At 68.3% G+C, this 22,324-nt stretch carries 16 protein-coding genes; 4 read left to right on the plus strand and 12 right to left on the minus strand.

What is annotated here, in order from left to right:
• Positions 1–228 precede the first annotated feature (228 nt).
• The 3 genes from AC07PA_RS20075 to AC07PA_RS20085 all read left to right on the plus strand — a co-directional run bounded on the left by AC07PA_RS20075 (position 229) and on the right by AC07PA_RS20085 (position 2,905).
• Positions 229–1,323: a DUF3182 family protein gene (locus AC07PA_RS20075; RefSeq protein ID WP_494607040.1), complete on the plus strand. Its 1,095-nt coding sequence runs from the start codon at positions 229–231 to the stop codon at positions 1,321–1,323.
• Complete coding sequence (locus tag AC07PA_RS20080; protein WP_494607038.1) at positions 1,307–2,077, plus strand: alpha/beta hydrolase family protein; 771 nt, start codon at positions 1,307–1,309, stop codon at positions 2,075–2,077. Before AC07PA_RS20075 ends, AC07PA_RS20080 begins: the two co-directional genes overlap by 17 nt.
• Positions 2,078–2,401: 324 nt before the next feature.
• Entirely contained in the window at positions 2,402–2,905 is a 504-nt protein-coding gene (locus AC07PA_RS20085; RefSeq protein WP_494607036.1) for a hypothetical protein, read from the plus strand.
• A gap of 9 nt (positions 2,906–2,914) precedes the next feature.
• Here the strand turns inward: AC07PA_RS20085 and AC07PA_RS20090 are convergent, their stop codons facing one another.
• Together AC07PA_RS20090 and AC07PA_RS20095 are read right to left on the minus strand one after the other, a co-directional pair.
• A complete protein-coding gene (locus tag AC07PA_RS20090) occupies positions 2,915–3,166 on the minus strand; it encodes an agmatine deiminase family protein (protein WP_494655389.1) in 252 nt (83 codons plus the stop codon).
• Between the two features lie 114 nt (positions 3,167–3,280).
• Positions 3,281–4,246 (minus strand): LysR substrate-binding domain-containing protein, encoded by a 966-nt coding sequence (locus AC07PA_RS20095; RefSeq protein ID WP_494607034.1) that lies wholly within the window; start codon positions 4,244–4,246, stop codon positions 3,281–3,283.
• An 84-nt stretch (positions 4,247–4,330) separates the two neighbouring features.
• On the opposite strand from AC07PA_RS20095, the gene AC07PA_RS20100 reads away from it, so the two are divergent.
• Complete coding sequence (locus AC07PA_RS20100) at positions 4,331–4,621, plus strand: DUF2917 domain-containing protein (protein WP_007857580.1); 291 nt, start codon at positions 4,331–4,333, stop codon at positions 4,619–4,621.
• Positions 4,622–4,636: 15 nt separating this feature from the next.
• On the opposite strand, the gene glgA is transcribed toward AC07PA_RS20100, so the two are convergent.
• The 10 genes from glgA to AC07PA_RS20150 form a co-directional block, all read right to left on the minus strand.
• On the minus strand, positions 4,637–6,133 hold the full coding sequence (gene glgA, locus AC07PA_RS20105; RefSeq protein WP_494607032.1) for a glycogen synthase GlgA: 1,497 nt from the start codon (positions 6,131–6,133) through the stop codon (positions 4,637–4,639).
• Complete coding sequence (gene treY, locus AC07PA_RS20110) at positions 6,130–11,103, minus strand: malto-oligosyltrehalose synthase (RefSeq protein WP_494607030.1); 4,974 nt, start codon at positions 11,101–11,103, stop codon at positions 6,130–6,132. Before treY ends, glgA begins: the two co-directional genes overlap by 4 nt.
• Positions 11,100–12,893 (minus strand): malto-oligosyltrehalose trehalohydrolase, encoded by a 1,794-nt coding sequence (treZ, locus tag AC07PA_RS20115; RefSeq protein ID WP_494607028.1) that lies wholly within the window; start codon positions 12,891–12,893, stop codon positions 11,100–11,102. The genes treY and treZ overlap by 4 nt, the downstream gene beginning before the upstream one ends.
• Positions 12,890–15,082 (minus strand): glycogen debranching protein GlgX, encoded by a 2,193-nt coding sequence (glgX, locus tag AC07PA_RS20120; protein ID WP_494607026.1) that lies wholly within the window; start codon positions 15,080–15,082, stop codon positions 12,890–12,892. Before glgX ends, treZ begins: the two co-directional genes overlap by 4 nt.
• On the minus strand, positions 15,079–16,386 hold the full coding sequence (locus AC07PA_RS20125; RefSeq protein ID WP_007857585.1) for a glucose-1-phosphate adenylyltransferase: 1,308 nt from the start codon (positions 16,384–16,386) through the stop codon (positions 15,079–15,081). Before AC07PA_RS20125 ends, glgX begins: the two co-directional genes overlap by 4 nt.
• Positions 16,387–16,406: 20 nt before the next feature.
• Positions 16,407–18,287: a 1,4-alpha-glucan branching protein GlgB gene (glgB, locus tag AC07PA_RS20130; RefSeq protein ID WP_494655386.1), complete on the minus strand. Its 1,881-nt coding sequence runs from the start codon at positions 18,285–18,287 to the stop codon at positions 16,407–16,409.
• 425 nt (positions 18,288–18,712) lie between these two features.
• The gene (locus AC07PA_RS20135; protein WP_238541879.1) at positions 18,713–18,964 is read right to left on the minus strand and encodes a hypothetical protein; all 252 of its coding nucleotides are present in this window, start codon (positions 18,962–18,964) and stop codon (positions 18,713–18,715) included.
• A gap of 261 nt (positions 18,965–19,225) precedes the next feature.
• The gene (locus AC07PA_RS20140; protein ID WP_238541880.1) at positions 19,226–20,266 is read right to left on the minus strand and encodes an acyl-CoA dehydrogenase family protein; all 1,041 of its coding nucleotides are present in this window, start codon (positions 20,264–20,266) and stop codon (positions 19,226–19,228) included.
• A 148-nt stretch (positions 20,267–20,414) separates the two neighbouring features.
• A complete protein-coding gene (locus tag AC07PA_RS20145; RefSeq protein ID WP_494607022.1) occupies positions 20,415–21,407 on the minus strand; it encodes a tripartite tricarboxylate transporter substrate binding protein in 993 nt (330 codons plus the stop codon).
• Between the two features lie 41 nt (positions 21,408–21,448).
• A partial coding sequence (locus AC07PA_RS20150; protein ID WP_494655387.1) for an electron transfer flavoprotein subunit alpha/FixB family protein occupies positions 21,449–22,324 on the minus strand: 876 nt, incomplete at its 5' end.

The following is a 22,324-nucleotide window of genomic DNA, read 5'->3' on the forward strand; positions in this document are numbered from 1 at the left end:
GCCAGCGGCGACCTCCAAAAATAGCATGGAGCCACGGTCAAAAGCAGGGCATGCCCTCGCCAAGGACCGGGTAAGTGCCAACGGCGGGTCTGCGAATCCTCTCGCAGTGCACGCTCACCCAGCCTGGAGGGCCCCGCCATGACATCTCACCCATCGGAGTTTCCGCTCGGCCTGGAGGCTGCCCACAGTGCACTTGCGTTGCGGCGGCGGGAAGCCCAGGAAACCGTCATGCCCTTCACCCGGGGGCTGCGCGGACACGCCAGCACCCATGAACAGACCACGCGCGAAGAACTGGTGCGCCGGCTGGCCGACATCAAGGGCTGCGCCTACAGCACCGACGAGTTGCCGCAGCCCGTCTGGCAGGGCCGCACCTACCTGGTGCCCAGTGATACGCTGGTCGGCCTGGCCACCGCACATGCCCTCGGGGTGCACGGGCAGGACGATCTGTTCGGCGGTGTCGTGCCCCACGCCTTCATTGCCACCAAGGCCATCACCCACCCGCTGGTGTCGTTCGATGCCGCGGCGCCCGAGGGCTGGAATCCCGAGTTTTCCCGGCTGGTCAAGCGCTCTGTGCTGCCCGGCTACGCAGCGTTCTCGCGCGCCGATGCGCTGCGCGCCGGCGAGGCGCTGTTCGCCCTGGGGCCGCTGCGCGTCAAGCCGGTGGGCGAGACGGGTGGCCGGGGACAGACCGTCGTCGCCACCATGGAGGCCCTGGAAACCTGCCTGAACGCGCTGGGCGACAGCCTGCTGGAGAGGGATGGCGTGGTGCTGGAGCACAACCTGACCGAGGTGGAGACGCTGAGCATCGGCCAGGTGCGGGTAGCCGGACTGCAGGCCTCGTACTACGGGTCGCAGCGGCTCACGCCCGACAACAACGGGGCCCTGGTCTATGGCGGGTCGGACCTCACGGTGGTCCGGGGCGATTTCAACGCGCTGCTGGCCAGCACGCCCTCGGGGCCGCTGCACGACGCCGTGACCCAGGCGCTGGACTATGACGAGGCGGTGCGCACTTGCTACCCGGGGTTCTTCGCCTCGCGCATCAACTACGACGTGGCCCAGGGCCTGAATGCGGCCGGCCAATGGTGCTCGGGCGTGCTCGAGCAGTCCTGGCGCGTGGGCGGGGCCAGCGGTGCGGAGGTGGCGGCGCTGGAGGCCTTCCACCAGGATCCGGGCTTGCGCCGGGTGCGTGCCAGCTGTGTCGAGAAATTCGGCGCGCCGAACCCGATCCCGGTCGGCGCCACGCTGTACTACCAGGGCACCGACCCCGAGGCCGGACCGCTGACCAAGTACACCACGCTGGAGATCCATGACCACACGGCATAAGAGCATCCATATCCCCGTGGGCAACCGCAGCATTGCGGGCACCCTGGTGGCCCCCGACGTGCTGGTACCCGGGGTGATGCTGGTGCACGGCTGGGATGGCAGCCAGAAGCAGTACATCGACCGGGCACACCAGATCGCCGCGCTGGGCTGCATCTGCCTGACCTTCGACCTGCGCGGCCACGCCAACGACCGTGCCGAGCGCGAGACCGTCACGCGGGAGGACAGCTTGAACGACATGCTGGCCGCCTACGACCTGCTGGTGGGGCATCCCGCGGTGGACCCGGCCTCGGTGCTGGTGGTCGGCACCAGCTATGGCGCCTACCTGGCCGCCGTGCTCAGCGCGCTGCGCCCCGTGCGCTGGATGGCCCTTCGGGCGCCCGCGCTGTACAAGGACGAGGACTGGATGGTCTCCAAGATCAAGCTCAACCGCCAGGAGGTGGCCGCCTACCGCAACCGCGCTATCGAACCGCAGACCAACCGGGCCCTTGCGGCCAGCGCGCAGTTCAAGGGCGACGTGCTGCTGGTCGAGTCCGAGAACGACGACGTCGTGCCCCACCCGGTGCTGGAAAACTACCGCGCAGCCTTCCTGCAGACCCGCTCCATGACCTACCGCGTGATCGGTGGTGCCGACCATGCCCTGACCCGCCCCGAATGGAAAGAGGATTACACCGGCATCCTGGTGCATTGGGTGCAGGAGATGGTCAATGGTGCCCGAAAAAAGGCCAGGCCCGCTGCCCCCGCATCACCGCAATGAGGCCTGTCCCCATGGGCTACAGCGGTCCCCCTGGATATTCTGGATTGATTACCAGATCGATCTGGTAACGCCCTCGGGAATATGGAAACAAAATCCAGGGATTGCGGCGTGAGGATGGCGCACCCCCCGGCGATTGTCCTACAGCTATTGCCAGGTACCCGGTTCACCATGGGTTATTCGTCGCCCACCGGTACCCCATTGCCCATTGGGCAATCGCATCCTCCCAACGCTCCAGGACCATGCGGGTACCAAGGGATCGAGAGATCCAGGGTGAATGTTCTGGTGTCCAGAATATCCCGGAGCCCAATAGGTGTGAGGTGTGTCATGTCCCGTCCCCATTCCGTCGTCCCTGCCCATATCGATACCTCGGTGATCGGAGAAGAAGATCCCGGTGCATCGCTGGAGATATTCCGCAATGAGGCGCTCAAAAATCGGGCGAGGAATATCCCGCCGTCCCCGTCCGCCAAAACACAGCAGAACAATCCCTACCTGACGATCAATTGCTCGAACAATGGCCAGTGTTTCACGATCCAGGTGCAATGGCAGCAGCCGCAGGAGCGCGAATTCACCGATCTGCTGGGACTGGTGATTGCCGAGCATGCCGTGATTTCGGACGTGGCCTGGGTGCACCACCGGAAAACAGGCCAGGACCCGGTGCAGCTCGAAATGAGTGCGACGGCCGATGGCCGGGCCGCTGTGCAGGTGAAGCCGGCCGCCGCGTCACAGCAGCACGCAGGCGCAGCAGCCCCCAGGCGCAAGGTGCTGCACGAGCCGTTCTTGGCGGCGAACGACCATGTTCCCTATGGCGCGCTGCGCCACCGCAAGTAGCCTGGCGGATCAGGCCGGTTGCTGCTGGGTGGTGCAGTGGATGCCGCCGCCACCCGCCGCAATGGCGTCGATGTCCAGTTGCACCACCTCGCGCCGCGCAAACAGCTCGCGCAACAGGGCCCTGGCGTTGGCGTCGGCCCTGGCATCGCCGAACTGCGGGGCGATGACGGCGCCATTGCACAGATAGAAGTTCACATAGCCAGCGGCGAACTCGTCGCTCTCGAAGGTGCTGCGCATGGTCCACGGTGCCCTGCCGATCAGAAATTTGAAGGAGGGCGATCGGGCGTTGGACATGGGAACGGCATGTAGCGAGTGGGAGGCAGTGGCGCTCTTTTACTTTAGCCCCCAGGCCCACACACGGCCTGGAACGGGTTTTCAGGCGATGGCCAGCTGCGGTGCCAGGGCGGCCTCGGCCTCGCTGCGCAGCCAGCGGACGAAATCCTGCGCATCCGGATTGGCCGTGCCGCGCGCGCTGGGCACCACGTAGTAACCGCGCTGCGACGCGGCGCAGCTTCCGAACGGCGTCACCAGGCGACCGCTGGCGACGAGCTCCGCCAGCAGCGGCAGGCGCCCGATCACCACCCCCTGGCCCTGCATGGCCGCCGCCACCGCATCGGCATACTGGGTGAAGCGCACCGTGTTCTTCATGCGTACTTCGGACACGCCCATCAGCCGCGCCCAGGGCTCCCATTCCACCGTGAGCGGCATGCCGGGGTGCTGCTCCACGGCCAGCAGCGTGTGGCGCACCAGGTCGGCGGGCTGCAGCAAGGGGTTGGCGCTGTTGTCGGCCAGACGCGGCGAGCACATGGGCACCACCCATTCCTCGAACAGCGGCTGGCCGTGGCCGTCTTCGGTCGGGCAAAAGCGCACCGCCAGGTCCAGCTGGCTGCGGTCCAGATCCAGGAGTTCCAGGGTGGCCGAGATGCGCACGTCCACGTCCGGGTGCCGTTCGGTGAAGCGCGCCAGCCGAGGGATGAGCCATAGCGATGCAAAACCCGGTGTGCAGGTCATGGCCACCTGGCGCAGGGCCGGCACGGCGCGCACCCGGGCGGTGGCGTCGCGCAGGCGCTCCAGGGCATCCACGGCGGCCCGGTGCATGACGGCGCCGGCCTCGGTCAGAACCAGGGCGCGGTGCCGCCGCTCGAACAGGGCCACGCCGAGCCAGGCTTCCATCTGCTGGATTTGGCGGCTGATGGCCGACTGGGTGAGAAAAAGCTCCTGCGCCGCCAGCGTGAAGCTCAGGTGCCGAGCCGAGGCCTCGAAGCTGCGCAACAGGTCCAGCGGCGGCAGTTCTTCGCGGCCGATCGCCGAAGAGGCGGTTTTCACATTCTGTATGGGCATGCGAAGGATTCCAAATGACCGTTTGAGCTCCAAGGGCTGGCTCACTATATTCATTCCATCAAAGAATGCATAGGAGCGTTTACCATGATGATCGAACTAGCCCACCGTGGCCTGCACCAGTTGCCTGATGCGGCCGGTCAGCGCATTCAGTGCCAGAGCGGCACTGTCTGGATCACGCTGGACCATGACACCCGCGACGTGGTGTTGGAGCAGGGGGAAAGCTTTTCCAGCCCCGAGCACAAGAGGGCGCTGGTGTACGCCCTGTCGCCAGCGCGCCTGCTCATCGAGCCGCCCGTGGGTGGCAAGCCGGTCGTGCGTGCGGCCACCTCCCTGCACAACGCGTTCCCAGCCGCCCGCGCACCAGTGGCCGCCTGAAGGCGGCCGCAAGGCTCAGCGCCTGCTGGCGATATCGACCACCTTGGCCTCGGCGGGTGGTGGCACCCACTGGCCCAGCAGCTGCAGATACAGTTGCTCGTAAGGCCGCGCGGCGGCGGCCCAACCAAAGGACTGCGCCATGCCCCGGCGCTGCAGGCCCCGCCATATCGCAGGCTGCGCCCAGGCCAGCAGCACGCGGTCCAGTGCACGGTCGAATTCGGCCTGCGTGGGTGCAGCCATCATGAAGCCGGTGCCTTCGTCCAGGCCAGGACCGGCATCGCTCACCGTGTCGGCCAGGCCCCCGGTGGCCGTGACCACCGGCGGCGTGCCATAGGCCTGGCTGTACATCTGGTTGAGCCCGCAGGGCTCGAAGCGCGAAGGCATGAGAAAGCAATCGGCCCCGGCCTCGATCTGGTGCGCCAGCGCTTCGTCGAAGCCCAGCGTGGCATGCACCTGGCCCGGGTGCGCTGCGGCGAGTGCGCGCAGCCCGGCCTCCAGCGGTTCCTCGCCCCGGCCCAGCACCACCAGCTGGGCCCCGCGCGCAAGCAGGGCAGGGGCCCCCGCCAGCACCAGGTCCACCCCCTTCTGGGAGGTGAGCCGTCCCACCAGGCCCAACAGCGGGCCGGGCGCCTCGGCCAGCCCGCAGCGCTTGCGCAGGGCGGCCTTGTTCAAGGCCTTGGCCTGCATGTGGTCCGCGCCGTAGTGGGCGGCGATCAGGGGGTCGGTCGAAGGGTTCCATACCGCTGTGTCGATGCCGTTGAGCAGCCCGTGCAGTCGCCCGGCCTGGGCACGCAGCACCCCGTCGAGCCCGAAGCCCAGGGCCGGCTGCTGGATCTCACGCGCATAGGTCGGGCTCACCGTGGTGATGGCGTCGGCGAACTGCAGTGCCGCCTTGAGCATGGACAGCTGGCCCCAGAACTCCACACCGTCCATGCCCCGGTGCGCCGGCGCGATGTCCAGCACCTCGCAGGCCTCCATCGGGAACACGCCCTGGAATGCCAGGTTGTGGATGGTGATGAGGCTCTGCGCCACACCTCGTTGCCCGGCGGCCCGCGCCTGGTGCAGGTACAGGGGCGCCAGCCCGCAGGGCCAGTCGTTGGCATGCACGATGTCGGCGCGCCAGTCGCAGGGGCTGTGCTCCGTGCCGATCAATGCCGCCACGCGGCTGAGCAGCCCAAAGCGCAGGGCCTGCTCGTGCAGGGGTGTGCGGGCCGGGTCGCCATAGGGCGTGCCCGCACTGGCATACAGGGCGGGGCACGACAGCAGCAGGAAGGGCATGCCGTCGGGAGACATCACCTGCAGCAGCTGCGCGGCCGGCCAGGGGCCGTAGGCGGGAATGGGCACGATGGCATCCAGGCTGCCGTCGATGGCCATGCCGCCATAAGCCGGCATGAGGATGACCACCTCGTGCCCCAGTTCCTTGAGGGCCCGGGGCAGGGCGGCACTGACATCCCCGAGCCCGCCGGTCTTGACCAGGGGAGCGCATTCGGGCGTGGCAAACAGGATCTTCATAAGGGGGTATCTTGCGCCACCAGGATGGCAAAGGGCAGGCGGGGGCCGGCATTGCCCAGCACGTCGTTCAGCGAATGCTCTGATGCATTGTCCAATGCCTGCCCGGTCATCCAGTCGAGCCAGCGGCCCGGGCGCGCCAGGGCGGGGTGGGCCGAGGCCAGGGCCATGCGGGTATCGCCCCAGCCACTCTCGCCCAAGCCCACGGGCAGGCGCGCGCAGACGACCACGATCGCCTGGTCGCCGGCGATGCGGGCAAAGGCCAGCGCATGGGCTTGCGCCGTGCCCTCCACGGCCAGCGGCAGGTACAGCCCATCACGGAACAGTGCAGGCATCTGCCGGCGCAGCTGCAGCAGGCGCCAGGTGACCAGCTGCTTGGCACCGGGGGGCATGGCCGGGCCATCGCCCAGCAGCGCACGCCAGTCGGCGGCGCGGGGGAACTGCCCCTCACCCTGGTACAGCGCCCGCAGTGGCTGCAGCGAGGCGGCCAGCTCCGCCAGGTCCACCGGGCGGCGGTTGTCCGGGTCGACCAGCGCAAAGTTCCAGACCTCGCAGCCCTGGTAGATGTCCGGCACACCCGGCGTGGTGAGCTTGAGCGCGAGCTGGCCCAGACTGTTGCGAAAGCCATGCGGCGCGATGCGCTGCACGAAGTCCTCGAGCACGGCGACGAAGCGTTCCGTGGACAAAGCCTTGTCGATGTAGTCGCGCACGGCGGACTCGTAGGCCTCGTTCGGGAACAGCCAGTTGCTCACCAGCTTGGCCTCGCGCATGGCCTTTTCCTTGTAGCGCTGGATGCGCTGCACCAGGTCCTGGCGCTCCCGGGCATCTGTGGCTTGCGCCGGCCAGATGCCCACCATGGCCTGGTACAGGCCCCACAGGTCGTGCGGCAGCGGCGACACCTGGCCGTCAACCTCCACCTCGAAGCGCTGGCCGGCGGCCTGCAGGGCCTGCACCGTATCCTGCCAGGCCGCTGGCATTTCGGACAGCACGTTGAGGCGCGCGCGCACGTCTTCCGAGCGCTTGCTGTCGTGCGTGGAGGTGGCCAGCAGCTCGTGCGGCAGGTGGCGCGCGCGCTGCAGGTTGCCCTGGTGGAAGGCCGCGACCGAGACGCCGAAGCGCCGCGGCTCCGCCCCCACGTCGTTGAGCGAGACCAGCCGCACGTAGCGGTAGAACAATGTGTCCTCCACCGACTTGGCCATCACCGGCGCCGTGAACTGCTGCCAGCGCCGGATGAAGCGTGCGCGCAGCCCGGGCTCGGCCCCCGGCTCGCCCTGCAGCACCGCCTGCAGGTAGGCCAGCACCCCGCCTTCGGCCGTGCCCAGGCGCCGGCGCGCGGCGCTGATGGCCCAGGCGATGTGCTGCCGGTCCGCCTCGCTGGGCGGGGCGCCGCCGGGCACCACGTAGGTGCGGTACACGGGAAACTGGGCCGCCACCTCGACCAGGGCCACGCGCAACTGGTTGCGCGTGAAGTCGCACACCGCGCGGTCGGCCCGCGTTATCTTGCTCAGCGTAGCCACCAGCCAGGCCATGTCGGAAAACAGCGCCGTCTCGATGATCAGGCGCTTGCACTCGTAGGTGGCTTCCTCGAAGGGCTGGGTGTCCCCGGTGAATTCGCCGTAGATGGCATCGAAGCGCTCCTGCGCGTCCGCCGCGATGAACAGGCCGTTGACCAGGGTGCTGAAGCGGTAGCCCGTGCCGCCATGCACCTGCCAGTCGGCGGGCAGTGGCTCGTGGTCGGCCATGATCTTCTCGACCACCAGGTACAGCGCCTGCGCCGGCTGGCCCCGCGCCTGGCGCTGCGCGGCGTGGCGCTGCTGCAGGCGTTCGAAGTAACGGGCCGGGTCGGCCAGGCCATCGGGGTGGTCGATGCGCAGGCCCGTGACCTTGCCCTCGGCCAGCCAGCGCAGGGGCAGGGCGTGCACAGCCTCGAAGACCTCTGGCTCTTCCATGCGGATGGCCGCCAGCGCATTGATGTCGAAGAAGCGCCGGTAGTTGATGTCGTCGCCGGCCACGCGCCAGTCGGCCAGCCGGTAGGCCTGGGCCTGCAGCACCGTGTCGAGCAGGTCGAAGCTCGCCGCGTCCCCCTGGTGCCCGTTGGCGCGGGCCAGGCAGGCCTGCACCCAGTCGGGTACCCAGGGGTGGGCTTGCGCCAGATCGGCCAGCCGGCGCTGGTACAGGGGGGCATCGCGCAGGCGCGCAGCACGTTGCTGCGGGTCGTTGCTGCCCTGCGGCGGCAACTGTCCCAGGGCGTTCACGAGCGACGCCATTTCTGCCAATTCGACGGGCGGTGCGGCCGCCGGCATGGCCACCGCCCCCAGCACCTGGGCATAGCTGCGCGGATCGAGTGGAAACACATGGTCCCAGTAGCCCACCTGCAGACGGCCCTGCGCGGCGTCGAAGCGCAGTTGCAGCTCGCCGGCCTCCAGCAGCTTGCCATAGTGGTCTCCCAGCACGGGCAACAGCACGCGCCGGCCGGTCTGCGGGTTGGGGGGCTGCCATTCGATGTCGAACGTGGCGGCGTGCGGCGAGGCCTCTCCGTGTTCGAGCATGTCCTGCCACCAGCGGTTGGCCGGGTCTTCCACGCCCATGTGGTTGGGCACGATGTCCAGCATGTGGCCCATGCCGCGCTCGGCCAGCGCCTGGCACAGCGCGGCATGCTCGGCTTCGGTGCCAATCTCGGGGTTGAGCAGCGTCGGGTCCACCACGTCGTAGCCATGCATGCTGCCTGCGGCCGCCTTGAGGTAGGGCGAGGTGTAGAGGTGGCTCACACCCAGTTCGTGCAGATAGGGCACGACCGCAGTGGCCTGCGCGAAGGTGAAGCCCTGGTTGAGCTGCATCCGGTAGGTGGCGCGTGGCACGTCGGCCGACGACAGCGGCGGCAGCTCGGCGGAGCGTGCGGCCAGGGCCGGGCGGCGCGCGCCCCCCACGGCCTGGCTGATGGCCTCGAAGTACGCGTCGCTGCCCAGCAGCTCCAGCGGAACCGCCATGCGCTGGCGCCAGTTGGGGTAGCGGTCTTCGGTGGTGCCCGGCACATTGAGCTGCTCGCGCTGCCCGGCCAGGTCTTCGAGCTGCACGCCCAGCAACTGGCAGGGGGTGCGCGCCAGGAAGGCATGCACGGCTGCCGCCAGCGCGGGTGTCATCTCGGGTGCGCTCTGGGCATCGAGCGTCACGCCCGGTGGCAACAGTCCCTGGGCATCGAGTGCGGCCAGCAGGTGGGTGCGGTCCTGCGCGCGTGCCAGCTGGGCCCGTACCTGCGCATCGCTGTCGCCCAGCCAGCCGAGCGACTGCTGGATGGCGATGTCGTCCCCGCCCCAGAAGCCCTTGAGCGTGGGCAGGTCGTGCGTGCTGACCACGGCCAGTGCCTGCGGCTGCCAGTCGGCCGGCGGGCGGAAGGCACCGCCCTCCAGGCGCTCGAAAATCAGCGGGCGGTACGACAGCAGCGCATGCTCTGCCATGGCCTCGCGCATGCGCGGCGCCACGTTGCCCAGGTCTTCGCCGATCACCATGCACTGGTGGCGGTGGCTCTCGATGGCCATCACCGCGACCAGGGCCTCCAGCGGGTAGCGCACATAGGTGCCGCCGGCGGGGCTGTTCCAGTACAAGCGCATGAGCGCCATGGCGTGGTCCATGCGCAGCGCGCCCGCATGGCGCATCACGCTGGCGAGCAGTTGCCTGAAGGGCACGAAGCGCGCGGCGGTGAGCGCCACCGGGTTGACGGGCGGCAGGCCCCAGTCCTGCCCCTGGGTGCTCAGCGGGTCGGGTGGGGCGCCGACGTTCATGCCGCGGGCATACAGGCCCGGCAACATCCAGGTCTCGGAGCCGCCATCGCTGGCGCCCACGGCCAGGTCGCAGTACAGGCCCAGGGCCATGCAGGCGCGCGCCTGCCCGAAGGCGCCGGCCAGCTGCACATGGGCCAGCCACTGCAGCCAGTAGCGGTAGGCCACGGCGTCGGCATGCTCGCGGGCGAAGGCCTGGGCCGCGGCGCCCTGCGGGTCTTGCAGCTCCGGCGGCCAGGCGGGCCAGCCCCATATAGATGAATCGCTGCTGCCCAGGGCCAGCTGGATGGCTTCATAGCGTGCGTGCAGGCCCAGGGTGGCCTGGTGCTCGGCCATGAAGGCGTCGAAGGCCCGGCCTCGGTCGGTGCCAGCGCGCCAATGCAGCGCGGCGAAGTCCTGCCAGAGCAGGGCCAGCACCGGCTCCTTGAGCGCGGCCACCTCGCCATAGCGCACGTTGGCGCTGGCCCGCACCCCGTGCAGGCGCTGCTGAAAGCTGTTGCCCGCCACCAGGGCCTGCGCCGCTGCGCAGTGCGCATACTCTGGCACGGCCGTGGCGTCGATGTGCATCACGTTCAGTGCCAGCCGGCTGCTGGGGCTGTAGGGGCTGGCCTGCTCGGGGTGTTCGGTGCGCAGCGCGTGCAGCGGGCTCACGCCCACGAAGGCCGCGCCCCGCGCCGCTGCAAGCTGCACCAGGACGCACAGGTCGGTGAAGTCGCCGATGCCCCAGTTGCGTTCGGAACGCAGCGCGTACATCTGCGCCGTGATGCCCCACCAGCGCTCTCCGGCCTGCAGGCCCTCGGGCAGCCAACAGCGCCGCGGCGCGACGATGAGCAGGCGCTCGGCAACGGGCGTGTGCAGCAGGTAGTAGCCGCTGGCCAGGGTGGCCGGCAGCTCGGCGATGGCGCCATGCCCTTCCAGCAGCGGGGCGGCGCCGGCATCCTCGGGCACCAGGCGCCAGGCACCGTCGCTGCCCAGCGGCACCTGCGCCGCCTGGCCGTGCTCCACGACGATGGGTTGCGGCGCGCCACCATCGGCATGCTCGCCCATGGCGGCCAGGGCCCGGGCCAGCACTTCGGGGGTCACGGTGAGGCGCTCGCCCCAGAAGCTGGCGTATTCGGTGGCGATGCCGGCGCGTTCGGCGCGTCGATGCAACTCGTCCGCACCGAGCAGGTCCGGGGCAGGGGTTCCCTGGCTCATGGCGCACCCTCGCTGCAGGTCCAGCGCGCCGACCAGGGGGCCCACAGCCGCCCGTCGCCCGCCCAGCGGTGGCTGAAAACTTCCACAGCGGCGGCCGAAGGCGTGGCCTCCACCGCGTCCGGTCCCAGGTTCATCTCCATCCCCAGCGTCGTTCCGTCCTGGTAGTGCCAGGCCACCCGCAAACCGCTTTCGCCGACGAATTCCGCCGCATGCTCGTGGGCGGCCAGTTGCTGCGCCCGGGGCTGCAGCCAGGTGCGACGCGCTGCGAGCGCACGCTGCAGCAAGGCCTTGCGTGCCTGGCCGGTGGCGCTGGCCGATTCGTCCCACCGCAGTTGGCTGGCCTGCAGGGTGGCCACGTCGCAGGGGTCGGGCAGCACGGCATTACCAGTCACCGCGTGGCCGAACTCGCGCGCCCGTCCTTCGCGCACGGCATCGCGCAAGGGGCCGTCCCAGTTGGCAAAGTACAGGAAAGGCGTGGATGCGGCAAATTCATCGCCCATGAACACCATGGGTGTCGCCGGGGTCAGCACGGCCAGCAGCAGTGCCAGTTCCGCGCCCTCTGCGGGCGCCAGTTGCCCCAGCCGCTCGCCAAACGCACGGTTGCCGATCTGGTCGTGGTTGCCGATGAAGTTCACCATGCACGACAGCGGCACAGGGTCGCCCCCCGCCACACTCGCGCCTTCCGGAAAGGCAAACCCGTGGGTCAGCACGCGCGCCAGCAATGCCAGCGGGTGGCGGGCGAACTTGGCGTAGTAGCCCTGGGATTCGTCCGTCAGCGCCACGTGCACCGCGTGGTGAAAATCGTCGTTCCACTGCGCGTCGTACAGCCCGGGCTCGGGCGAGGAAGACAGGCGCGCGGGCTGGTTCTTTTCGTTTTCGAGCACCAGATGGACCTGGCGCTTCTGCGCGGTGGCCAGCCCGCGCACGCGCGCGCTGAGCTCCTGCAGGATGTCGGGCCGGCTGTCGTCGGCGATGGCGTGCACCGCGTCCAGGCGCAGGCCGTCCATGCCGAACTCCTCGATCCAGTAGAGCGCGTTGTGCACGAAGAAGTCGCGCACCACGGCGCTGCCCTCCTGGTCGAAGTTGATGGCCGCGCCCCAGGGGCTGGCATGGCTGCTGGAAAAGAACTGGGGGGCGTAGGCGTGCAGGTAATTGCCATCGGGCCCGAAATGGTTGTACACCACATCGAGGAACACGCAAAGGCCCAGGGCGTGGGCCTCATCGACCAGGCGCTTGAGGTCGTCCGGGCTGCCATAGGACGCATTCGGAGCGAAGGGCAGCACGCCGTCATAGCCCCAGCCCCATTGCCCGCCATAGCTGGCCAACGGCATCAGCTCGATGGCCGTGAAACCCAAGGCCGCCAGCTCGGGCAGCCGGCGCAGGGCACCGTCATAGGTGCCGGCAGGCGTGAAGCTGCCCACATGCAGTTCGTAGAAGACCAATTCGTTCCAGGGCCGTCCCGCCCATTCCGTCTTCCAGGCGTAGGAGGCGGGCTCGACGAGCACGCTGGGTTCGTGCGGGCCCCAGGGGTTGCTGCGTGACGCCGGGTCGGGCACCGGGCGCTTGCCGTCGATGAGCCAGCGGTACGGGGTGCCGGCCCCGGCATCGCCCGCATTCGCCTGCCACCAGCCGCCATCCTCCCGGGTGGCGGGGATGGTGCGGGCAGCGGCGTTGGGGGAAGGGCGGTACCACAGCGCGGCCTCCTGCGCCGCAGGGGCCCACAGCGAGAAGCGGGCACCGCCACCCGCCAGCAGCCGGGCGCCGAAGGGCATGGTGTGCGTGCGCCTCATGCAGTGGCAGGGGGGCTGGGTGTGAACGGGGCCGTCAGTAGCGCCATCGAACGCGCGATCAGGGTGTGCTGTCCACCGGCGGCCACCGTGGGGGCGCCGGCTTCTTCGCCTACGGCCACCACGCGGGTATCGCGGGTGTCCAGGCGCAGCGTCCAGTTGCGGCTCGGGGTTTCCGCCGGCAGGGTGAAGATGGCATCGGCATCGCTGGCGTTGAACAGCAGCATCACCGACAGTTCCTCCTCGGCCACGCTCTCCATGACCGCACCCACGCAGCGCACGGCGGGGTCGTTCCATTCCTCGGGGGTCATGTCCATGCCCCATACGCTGTGCCAGGCCACTGTGACGAGCTGCGGCAGGCCCGCCTCGTCCACCGGCCAGGTGTGGGGCCGCACCACGGGCAACGCCCGGCGCAAGGCCACGAGCGCCTGCGTGAAGGCCTGCAGTTCGCCATGCCGACCCGCGCGCTCCCAGTCGTACCACGACAGTGCGCTGTCCTGGCAGTAGCCATTGTTGTTGCCCTGCTGGGTGCGGCCGAGCTCGTCGCCGCCGAGCAGCAGCGGTGTGCCGTGGGACACGAACAGGGTGGCCAGGAAGTTGCGGACCTGCCGCTCGCGCAGGGCAAGCACCTCGGTGTCCTCGGTATCGCCTTCGGCCCCGCAGTTCCAGCTGCGGTTGTGCGATTCGCCGTCCTGCCCGCCTTCGCCGTTGGCTTCGTTGTGCTTCTCGTTGTAGCTCACCAGGTCGGCCAGGGTGAAGCCATCGTGCACGGTGACCATGTTCACGCTGGCAGTGGGTCGGCGCCGGCGTGGCTGGTACATGTCGGCCGAGCCGCACAGGCAGGCCGCAAAGGCCGGCAGGCTGCCGTCCGCGTTGATCCAGTAGTCGCGCACCGCATCGCGATAGCGGCCATTCCATTCCATCCAGCCGACGGGGAAGCCCCCCAACTGGTAGCCGTAGGGCCCGAGGTCCCAGGGCTCGGCGATCAGCTTGGTGCGCGAGAGCACCGGGTCCTGCGCCAGCGCGGCGAAGAACGGCGCACGCAGGGTGTAGGCACCAGCGGCATCGCGCCCCAGGGCCGAGGCCAGGTCGAAGCGAAAGCCGTCCACGTGCATCTCCTGCACCCAGTAGCGCAGGCTGTCCATCACCAACTGCAGGGCCGGCGCGCTGCTCGTGTCCACGGTGTTGCCGGTGCCGGTGTAGTCCATGCACATGCGCCGGTCTTCGGTCAGCCGATAGTAGGCGGCATGGTCGATGCCCTTGAGGCTGAGTGTGGGCCCCAGGTGGTTGCCCTCGCCGGTGTGGTTGTAGACCACGTCCAGGATCACCTCCAGGCCCGCTGCGTGCAGCGCCTTTACCATGGCCTTGAATTCGTCAACCCCACCGTCGGCACCGGCGCGCGCCGCATAGCGCGGTTCAGGCGCGAAGAAGGCCACGGTGTTGTAGCCCCAGTAGTTGGCCAGCTGCATTTCCACCAGCCGGTGGTCGTCGATGAAGGCCTGCACGGGAAGCAGCTCGATGCTGGTCACGCCCAGTTGCTTGAAGTGGGCGATGGCCGCCGGGGATGCCAGGCCGGCATAGGTGCCGCGCAGGTTGTCCGGCACGCCCGGGTGGGTCTGCGTGAAACCCTTGGCGTGCACCTCGTAGAACACCGTGTCGCGCGCCGGCACGCGCGGCGGCCGGTCGTCGCCCCAGTCGAAGCGCGAGCGCACCACCCGGCACTTGGGCGCCGTGCGGCCATTGTCCCGGGCACTGCGCACCAAGTCTTCATCGGGTTGCGCGAGTTCGTAGCCGAACTGGTCCGCAGCGCCGCGCACCGGTCGGTCCAGCGCCCGGGCAAACGGGTCCATGAGCAGCTTGGCCGGATTGCAGCGCTGGCCGGCCTCGGGCTCGTACGGGCCGTCCACGCGCAGCCCGTATTTCTGGCCCGCCTTCAGCCCCGCCACATGGCCATGCCATACGTCGTCGGTCAGGCAGGGCAGGGCGATGCGCTCCATTTCACGGTCGTGCTCGGAAAACAGGCAAATTTCCACGCGTGTCGCCACCGAGGAATACACCGCGAAGTTCACGCCCAGTTTGTCGACTGTTGCACCCAGAGGCCAGGGGCGTCCGGGTTCGACCTGCCTCACGGGGCGCAACCGCTTGAAGGTGGAGGCGGGCAGGGGGCCTGCGGCATGCACTTCGGGCTTCATGCAGCGGCTTTGAAGTCGCTGCCCAGAGCGGCTGGCACGGGCTGGCGCACCCGGTCCACCTTGAGCGTATTGCTCACGAGGGCGCTGCGCGCCGGAAAGAACTGCCGCGGCACCACCACGATGCCACTCTCCGTCACGTGGAAGCGGCGGCGGTCCTCGGCCTCGTCGAAGCCGATGCGCTCGCCCGGGGGGATGTCGTTGTCCTGGTCGATGATGGCCCGGCGCACCTGAGCGCCCTGGCCGATGCGCGAACGCTCCATCACGATGCAATGCTCCAGCCGCGCATCGCGCTCCACCAGCACCGAGCGGCGCAGCATGGCGTGGTCCAGCGAAGCACCGTCGACGATGCTGCCAGAGCCCACCACCGAGCGGTGGATCACACCGTTCTCGATCTGGGCCGATTCGGCCTGGTCGGGGCTGGCGTAGATGGGCCATTCGCGATTGGTCATGCGAAACCGCGGCGTGGCACCCAGGGTGTCGAAATGCGCGTCGAAGTAGGCATCGATGGTTCCTACGTCACGCCAGTAGGCATGTTCCTCGTAGGGCGCGGTGCCGGGGATCTCGTTGGCCGTGAAATCGTAGGCCATCAGCCGGTGCGATTGCAGCATGGTAGGCAGGATATCGCGTCCGAAGTCGCTGTGGCCGGTGGCATGGGCCTTTTTCAGCGCGTCGAGCAGCACGTCGGCATTGAACAGGTAGTTGCCCATGGAGGCCAGGGCATGGGTGCTGCTGCCGGGCATGGGGCGGGGAACCGTCTTGGGCTTTTCCACGAAATTGGAGATGCGGTGGTGCGTGTCCACCTCGACGATGCCGAACTGGTTGCACTGCGACAGCGGCACGGGCAGCGTGGCCACGCTCACATGGGCCTGGCTGGCACGGTGGAAGTCGACCATCTGGCGCACGTCCATGCGGTAGATGTGGTCGGCACCGAACACGGCCACGATGTCGGGCTGGAAGGTCTCGATCAGGTGGATGTTCTGGTACACCGAATCGGCCGTGCCCTGGAACCACTCGGGGCCGTTGTTCATCTGGGGAGGCACCACCGTCACGAAGTGCTGGGGGATGAAGCGCGTCATGGTCCAGGAGCTTCGGATGTGCTCGATCAGCGACTGCGACTTGTACTGGACCAGCAGGTAGATCGAATAGATCTCCGAGTTGACCAGGTTGGACAGCACGAAGTCCACGATGCGGTGCTTGCCGTTGAAAGGCACTGCCGGCTTGCAGCGCTCGGCCGTCAGGGGGTGCAGGCGGGAGCCTTCGCCCCCGGCCATCACGATCGCCAACACATTTCGGGTACGCGACATAGCATTAGCTCCAGTGAAGATCAGGCCCTTGTGGGGCGGTTGGAAAGAAGAACGGTCGAAAGAGGGGGCACGGTCAGGTGCAGGTGGGCCGGCTGGGCTTCGAGCGGGGTGGCGGTCGCATCCACCCCGCCGAAGTTGCCCATGCCGCTGCCGCCATAGGGTTCGGCATCGCTGTTCAGCAATTCGTACCAGTGGCCGGCCACCGGCACGCCCACGCGCAATGCAGCCACCGGGTGCGGCGCGAGGTTGTGCACGGCCAACACGATGTCATCGCCTGCGCGGCGGATGAAGGCAAGCACGGTGGTCTGGTGCGGGGCCATGGGCGTCCAGGCAAAGCCTTCGGCGTCGAAATCGTGCGCATGCAGGGCAGGGCGTTCGCGGTAGATGCCGTTCAGGTCGGTCACCCATCGCGCCATGCCGCTGTGGCGGGCCTTGGCCCACAGGTGCCAGTCCAGCGTGCGCTCGTGGTGCCATTCATCGACCTGGCCGAACTCGCCGCCCATGAAGAGAAGCTTCTTGCCCGGGTGCGACCACATCATTCCGTACAGGGTGCGCAGGCCGGCAAAGCGCTGCCACGGGTCGCCCGGCTGGCGCGACAGCAGGCTGCGCTTGCCGTACACCACTTCATCGTGCGAGAGCGCCAGCACGAAGTTCTCGTCGAAGGCATAGACCATCGAGAAGCGGATGTCGCCCTCGTGCCAGTGGCGATGCGCATGGTCACGCCGCATGTAGCGCAGCGTATCGTTCATCCAGCCCATGTTCCACTTCATGCCAAAGCCCAGGCCATTGGCATCCACAGGGCGCGACACCCCGGCCCAGGCGGTGGACTCCTCGGCGATCACATGCACGTCCGGGAACTCGGCGTAGACCGCGCAGTTGAGGTCCTGCAGGAACCGCACGGCCTCCCAGTTCTGGTGCCCGCCATCGGGGTTGGGCACCCATTCGCCAGGCTTGCGTGCGAAGTCCAGGTAGAGCATGGACGACACCGCATCCACACGGATGCCGTCGAAGTGGTACTTGCCGAGCCAGAACAGGGCGTTGCTGATGAGGAAGTCGCGTACCTCGTAGCGGCCGTAATTGAAGATCAGGCTGTTCCACTCCGGGTGGAACCCCTTGCGCAGGTCTTCATGTTCATAGAGCGCCGTACCGTCGAAGCGTGCCAGGCCATGCGCATCCGACGGGAAATGCGAGACCACCCAGTCGAGCAACACGCCGATGCCGTGCTGGTGCAGGGTGTCCACCAGCACCATCAGGTCCTGCGGGTTGCCGTAGCGGGCCGTGGGCGCAAAGTAGCCGGTGGTCTGGTAGCCCCACGAACCATAGAACGGGTGTTCCGTGATCGGCATGAGCTCCACATGGGTGAAACCCAGAGCCGTGCAGTGCGCGGCCAGGCGCTGTGCGATGTCGCGGTAGTTGAGAAAACGGCCGTCCTCCTGGCGCTGCCAGGAACCGAGGTGCACCTCGTAGATGGACATGGGTGCGGCCAGCGCCTGGCGCTCGCCGCGCGCCGCCATCCAGGCGCGGTCGTTCCATTCGTAGTCGAGCTTCCAGATCTGCGAGGCCGTGCCTGGTGGATGTTCCTGCCGGGTGGCGTAGGGGTCGGCCTTTTCTGTCCAGTGGCCGTGCGCATCCTCGATGCGGTACTTGTACAGATCCCCATGGCCGGCGCCTTCCACGCGCGTGCTCCAGCGGCCCGAACCGTCCTGCGCGCGCTGCATGGCCAGGGGCGCCCAGTTGCTGAAGCTGCCGATCACCTCGACCTGCCGAGCGTTCGGCGCCCACACGGTGAAACGGGTGCCTGCCGAATCGGTATGGGCGCCCAGCACTTCATGCTGCCGGAAATGGGATGAGGCCGCAGCAGCCTGGGCTTCAAGGGACGTGGAGTGCGCTGCGGCGTTCATGGTGAGGGGGTGGTTGGCCTCCATGTTCTGCTGCAGTGCAATATGCCAACGCAAGACCGCTGCGCATGCTCAGGTAGGCGTTTGCCTACGCGGTTTTTGGGGGCACGGCGTAGCCAAAGGTAAGGATTCCACCGACCCTCCAGGCGCCTGTTAGCCGGCAGGTGCCAGGGCAAAACCAGCGGTTGCGGCCAGGGACCGCACCCTCCAGGACCGCATTTCTTACGTCCGTGCAACGCATGTGTCCGGGTAGACACTTCCTGCTGAGCAAGCGCCTGCATTACGCAGCGCAAGCAAATCTTCTGCCCAGAAGTTGCAGGGGCATGCCATCAGGCGAAAAAATGAATATGCAGGGAAGAGAAGAGCCTGCGCAGATCTTGTGCGCCAACCAGCCAGGCAGCCCGGGCCGTTGACGGCGGACGGGCGTCTCAGGAGAGTGCGGCCCAGGCCGACGACACCTCGGGGCTGCGCCGTCTTATCACCTGCTTGGCGGTTTCAGCCAGCAACGATGCACGGCCCAGGCCAGTGACGGCGATCACGCGGGCGGGGCTGCCGCGCCCCGGCGCGAACTGGACTTCCACCATGCCGGCAGCCTCCAGCACCCTCAGCATGTCCACATCCGCTTCATCGTCCACCTCGAACGGAAGCATCTCGACAGCGATCACTTTCAGGTACTCCATCGGCATAAGACCCCCGGCGTATTTGGTGACAGCGCATTCTGAACCGCAGCCCGCGAGGGGAGGGCAACCATTCGCAACAGCCCTGGGACAGAAGGGGTTTCGATGCGGTGCAGCAAAAAAAAGAAAGCCCGCATGGAGCGGGCTTTCTTCTTGCATCGGTGATGCAAGTGGGGGATGTCGACTGCGGTATCGACAAGCCCATGGTAAGCGGGGTCGGGACCTGGGTTTGTAGGACGACGGCGCGAGAGGAACGCCCCCTGGTCACAGCGCCCAGCGGGGTGGCGTTTCCTGGGCAAGCAGCGCTCCGGCCAGGGCTGCCTCGTCGCGGTCGACCTGGCTCTGGCGCATGAAAGCCGGCAGGTCCGCAGCCAGGCGTGCAAAAAATGCGCTCCGGTTGAAGGCCGTGCCTTCCAGCGCGCGCCCGGTTTCCTCGAGCACGCGCCGGGCGCCGCTTTCCACCGCCCGGCGCGTGCGCAAGGCCACCACCATGGCGGTGTCGCCGGGGTGGGCATCGATCCAGGCCGCGCTGTCGCGCAGTACGGCGGCAGTGCTGCTCAGGAGCGCGTCCACCCGGCCCAGGGCGGTAGCGCGCGTGGCATGGATGGGATGGGAGGGCGGACACTGCTGCACTGCCGCATAGAGCACCTGGGCCACGGCACGGATACCTCCGTGCCAGCAGGCTGCGATGCCCGCACTGCCATGCCAGTAGCCGCCGCGCCGCAGGAAGTCGCCCGGGGAGCCGAGCAGTGTTGCAGGGGTGTTGTGGAAGCTCACATCCGCACTGCCGCAGTCGGTCATGTCCACCGCATGCCAGTCGTTGGTGTGGATGCCCACGCTGGGATGGTCCAGCTCCACCGCCATGAGCTGTGGTTGCTGCCCTGGAAGCCAGGCGGTCAGCAGGGCATGGGTGGCGCCCAGGGCTCCGGCACACGAGGCCTTGGAGCCCGACAGCACGATGCCCGCTGCGCCCCGGTCGATGGCCTCGAGCCGGCGGCCGGGCGACTCGGCCGCCCACATGGCCCAGACCGCGCCACGGATGCGCTCTTCGCAACCCAGCTCGCGCAGGATGGCCAGCGCATCGGTATGGCTTTCGTACAGCCGGGCCAGCGACAGGTCGTGGCCGGCCACCAGGCTCAGCGCCTGCCAGCGCTCCAGCGTACGGCCCGTGCCGGGTGGGGGCAGGTCGGCCAGGCCGTTGTCCACCAGGTGGCGCAGTTGCCGGATGACCGGTGCAGAGCCCATCGAGGCCAGCGCACCAGGCAGTGCCTGGGCGGTGCTGAACAGGTTTTGCGAGTCGGTCATCATGGCGGCACCTCTTGGCCAAAGCGGGCCTGGCTGCGGGCAGCCACAGCGGCAGGGATGACGAATCGTACGGAGCAGTCGATTGCGGTCCTGTAGGAGGATGCAGATACGGCGCATAGGCGCCGGGAGCAATCGTTATGCGATTGAATCAGTCCACGACCACCCCGGCCTCGCGGATGACCTTGGCCCATTTCGCGGTCTCGCTGGCAATGAAGGCATCGCACTCCTGCGGGGTGGAGCCCTCGGCGAACGTGCCCATGTTCTGCTCCAGGCGGCGCGACACCTCGGCGCTGCGGATGATGCGCGCGACCTCGGTGGACATGCGCTGCACGATCTCGCGCGGCACGCCGGCCGGCGCCAGCATGGCGGCCCAGGTGCTGCCGACGATGCCGGGGTAGCCCTGCTCGGCAAAGGTCGGGACGTCCGGCAGCGCCGGCACGCGCTTGTCGCTGGCCACGCCGATCAGGCGGATCTTGCCGGCCTTGGCGGGCTGGATCAGATTGGGCGGCGGGTCCAGGAACAGCGGGATCTGCCCGCCCATGAGGTCGGCCAGCGCGGGGGACGCCCCCTTGTAGGGCACGTGCACCATGTCCACCTTGGTGACCAGGCGCATGAGTTCGGAGGTCAGGTGCGCGGCCGAGCCGGAGCCCGACGAAGCGTAGCTCAGCTTGCCCGGGTTGGCACGCCCGTAGGCCACGAGCTCCGCCGTGGTCTTGTACGGGGCGTTGGTGGCGACCGCGGCCACCAGCGGCGAAACCCCCATCAGGGACACGCCCACCAGGTCCTTCTTCGGGTCGTAGGGCAGCTTGGGGTAGAGCGTGGTGTTGGCCGCATAGGCGGCAATCACCACGGCAAAGGTATGCCCGTCGGGCGCGGCCTTGGCCACTGCATCCACGCCAATGATGCTGTTGGCACCCGGCTTGTTGTCGATCACGACCGGTTGCCCCAGCGCCTGTTGCAGCCCGACCTGCAGCAGGCGCGCCATCTGGTCGGTGAAGCCACCCGCGGTGTAGGGCACGACGATGCGTATGGGCTTGCTGGGCCAGGAGGCGTTGGCCCAGGCGGGAGCCGCCGTGGCGGCTGCGGCAGCGCAGGCGGCCACCAGCAGGCGACGGCGGTTGAAGGGTTTGTTGTTGTGCATGCTTGTCTCCATGGTTTGAAATGCCATTGGCCCCCGGCCGATCACAGCGCCCGGACCAACTCCGGCACGGCCGTGAACAGATCCGCCTCCAGCCCATAGTCCGCCACACTGAAGATCGGTGCCTCCGGGTCCTTGTTGATCGCCACGATCACCTTGGAGTCCTTCATCCCGGCCAAGTGCTGGATGGCCCCCGAGATCCCGGCCGCCACATACAGCTGGGGCGCCACGATCTTGCCCGTCTGGCCCACTTGCCAGTCGTTGGGTGCGTAACCCGCATCCACCGCAGCGCGGCTGGCGCCCAGGGCGGCGCCCAGCTTGTCGGCCAGCGGGGTCATCACTTCGTCGAACTTTTCCTTGCTGCCCAAAGCCCGGCCACCGGAGACGATGATCTTGGCGGCGGTCAGCTCGGGGCGGTCGCTCTTGGCGATCTCGCTGCCCACGAAGACGCTCTTGCCCGCATCCGCCGTGGCGGCGGAGGTTTCGGTGGCTGCGCTGCCACCGCTGGCCGCTGCAGGGTCGAACCCCGTGGTGCGCACGGTGATGACCTTGGTGGCATCACTGCTCTGCACGGTGGCAATGGCGTTGCCAGCGTAGATGGGGCGCTCGAAGGTGTCGGGGGTTACCACCTTGGTGATGTCGCTGATCTGGGCGACATCGAGCTTGGCCGCCACGCGGGGGGCCACGTTCTTGCCGCTGGCGGTCGCGGGGAACAGGATGTGGCTGTAGGCGTTTGCGATGGCCAGGACCTGGGCGGCCACGTTCTCGGCCAGACCGTGTTCCAGGCCGGGGGCATCGGCGTGCAGGACCTTGGCGACACCGGCGATCTGGGCAGCAGCAGCTGCGGCGCCACCGGCGTTGTGGCCGGCGATCAGCACGTGCACGTCGCCACCGCAGGCAATGGCGGCGGTCACGGTGTT

The sequence above is a fragment of the Acidovorax sp. GW821-FHT09B03 genome (assembly GCF_059418305.1).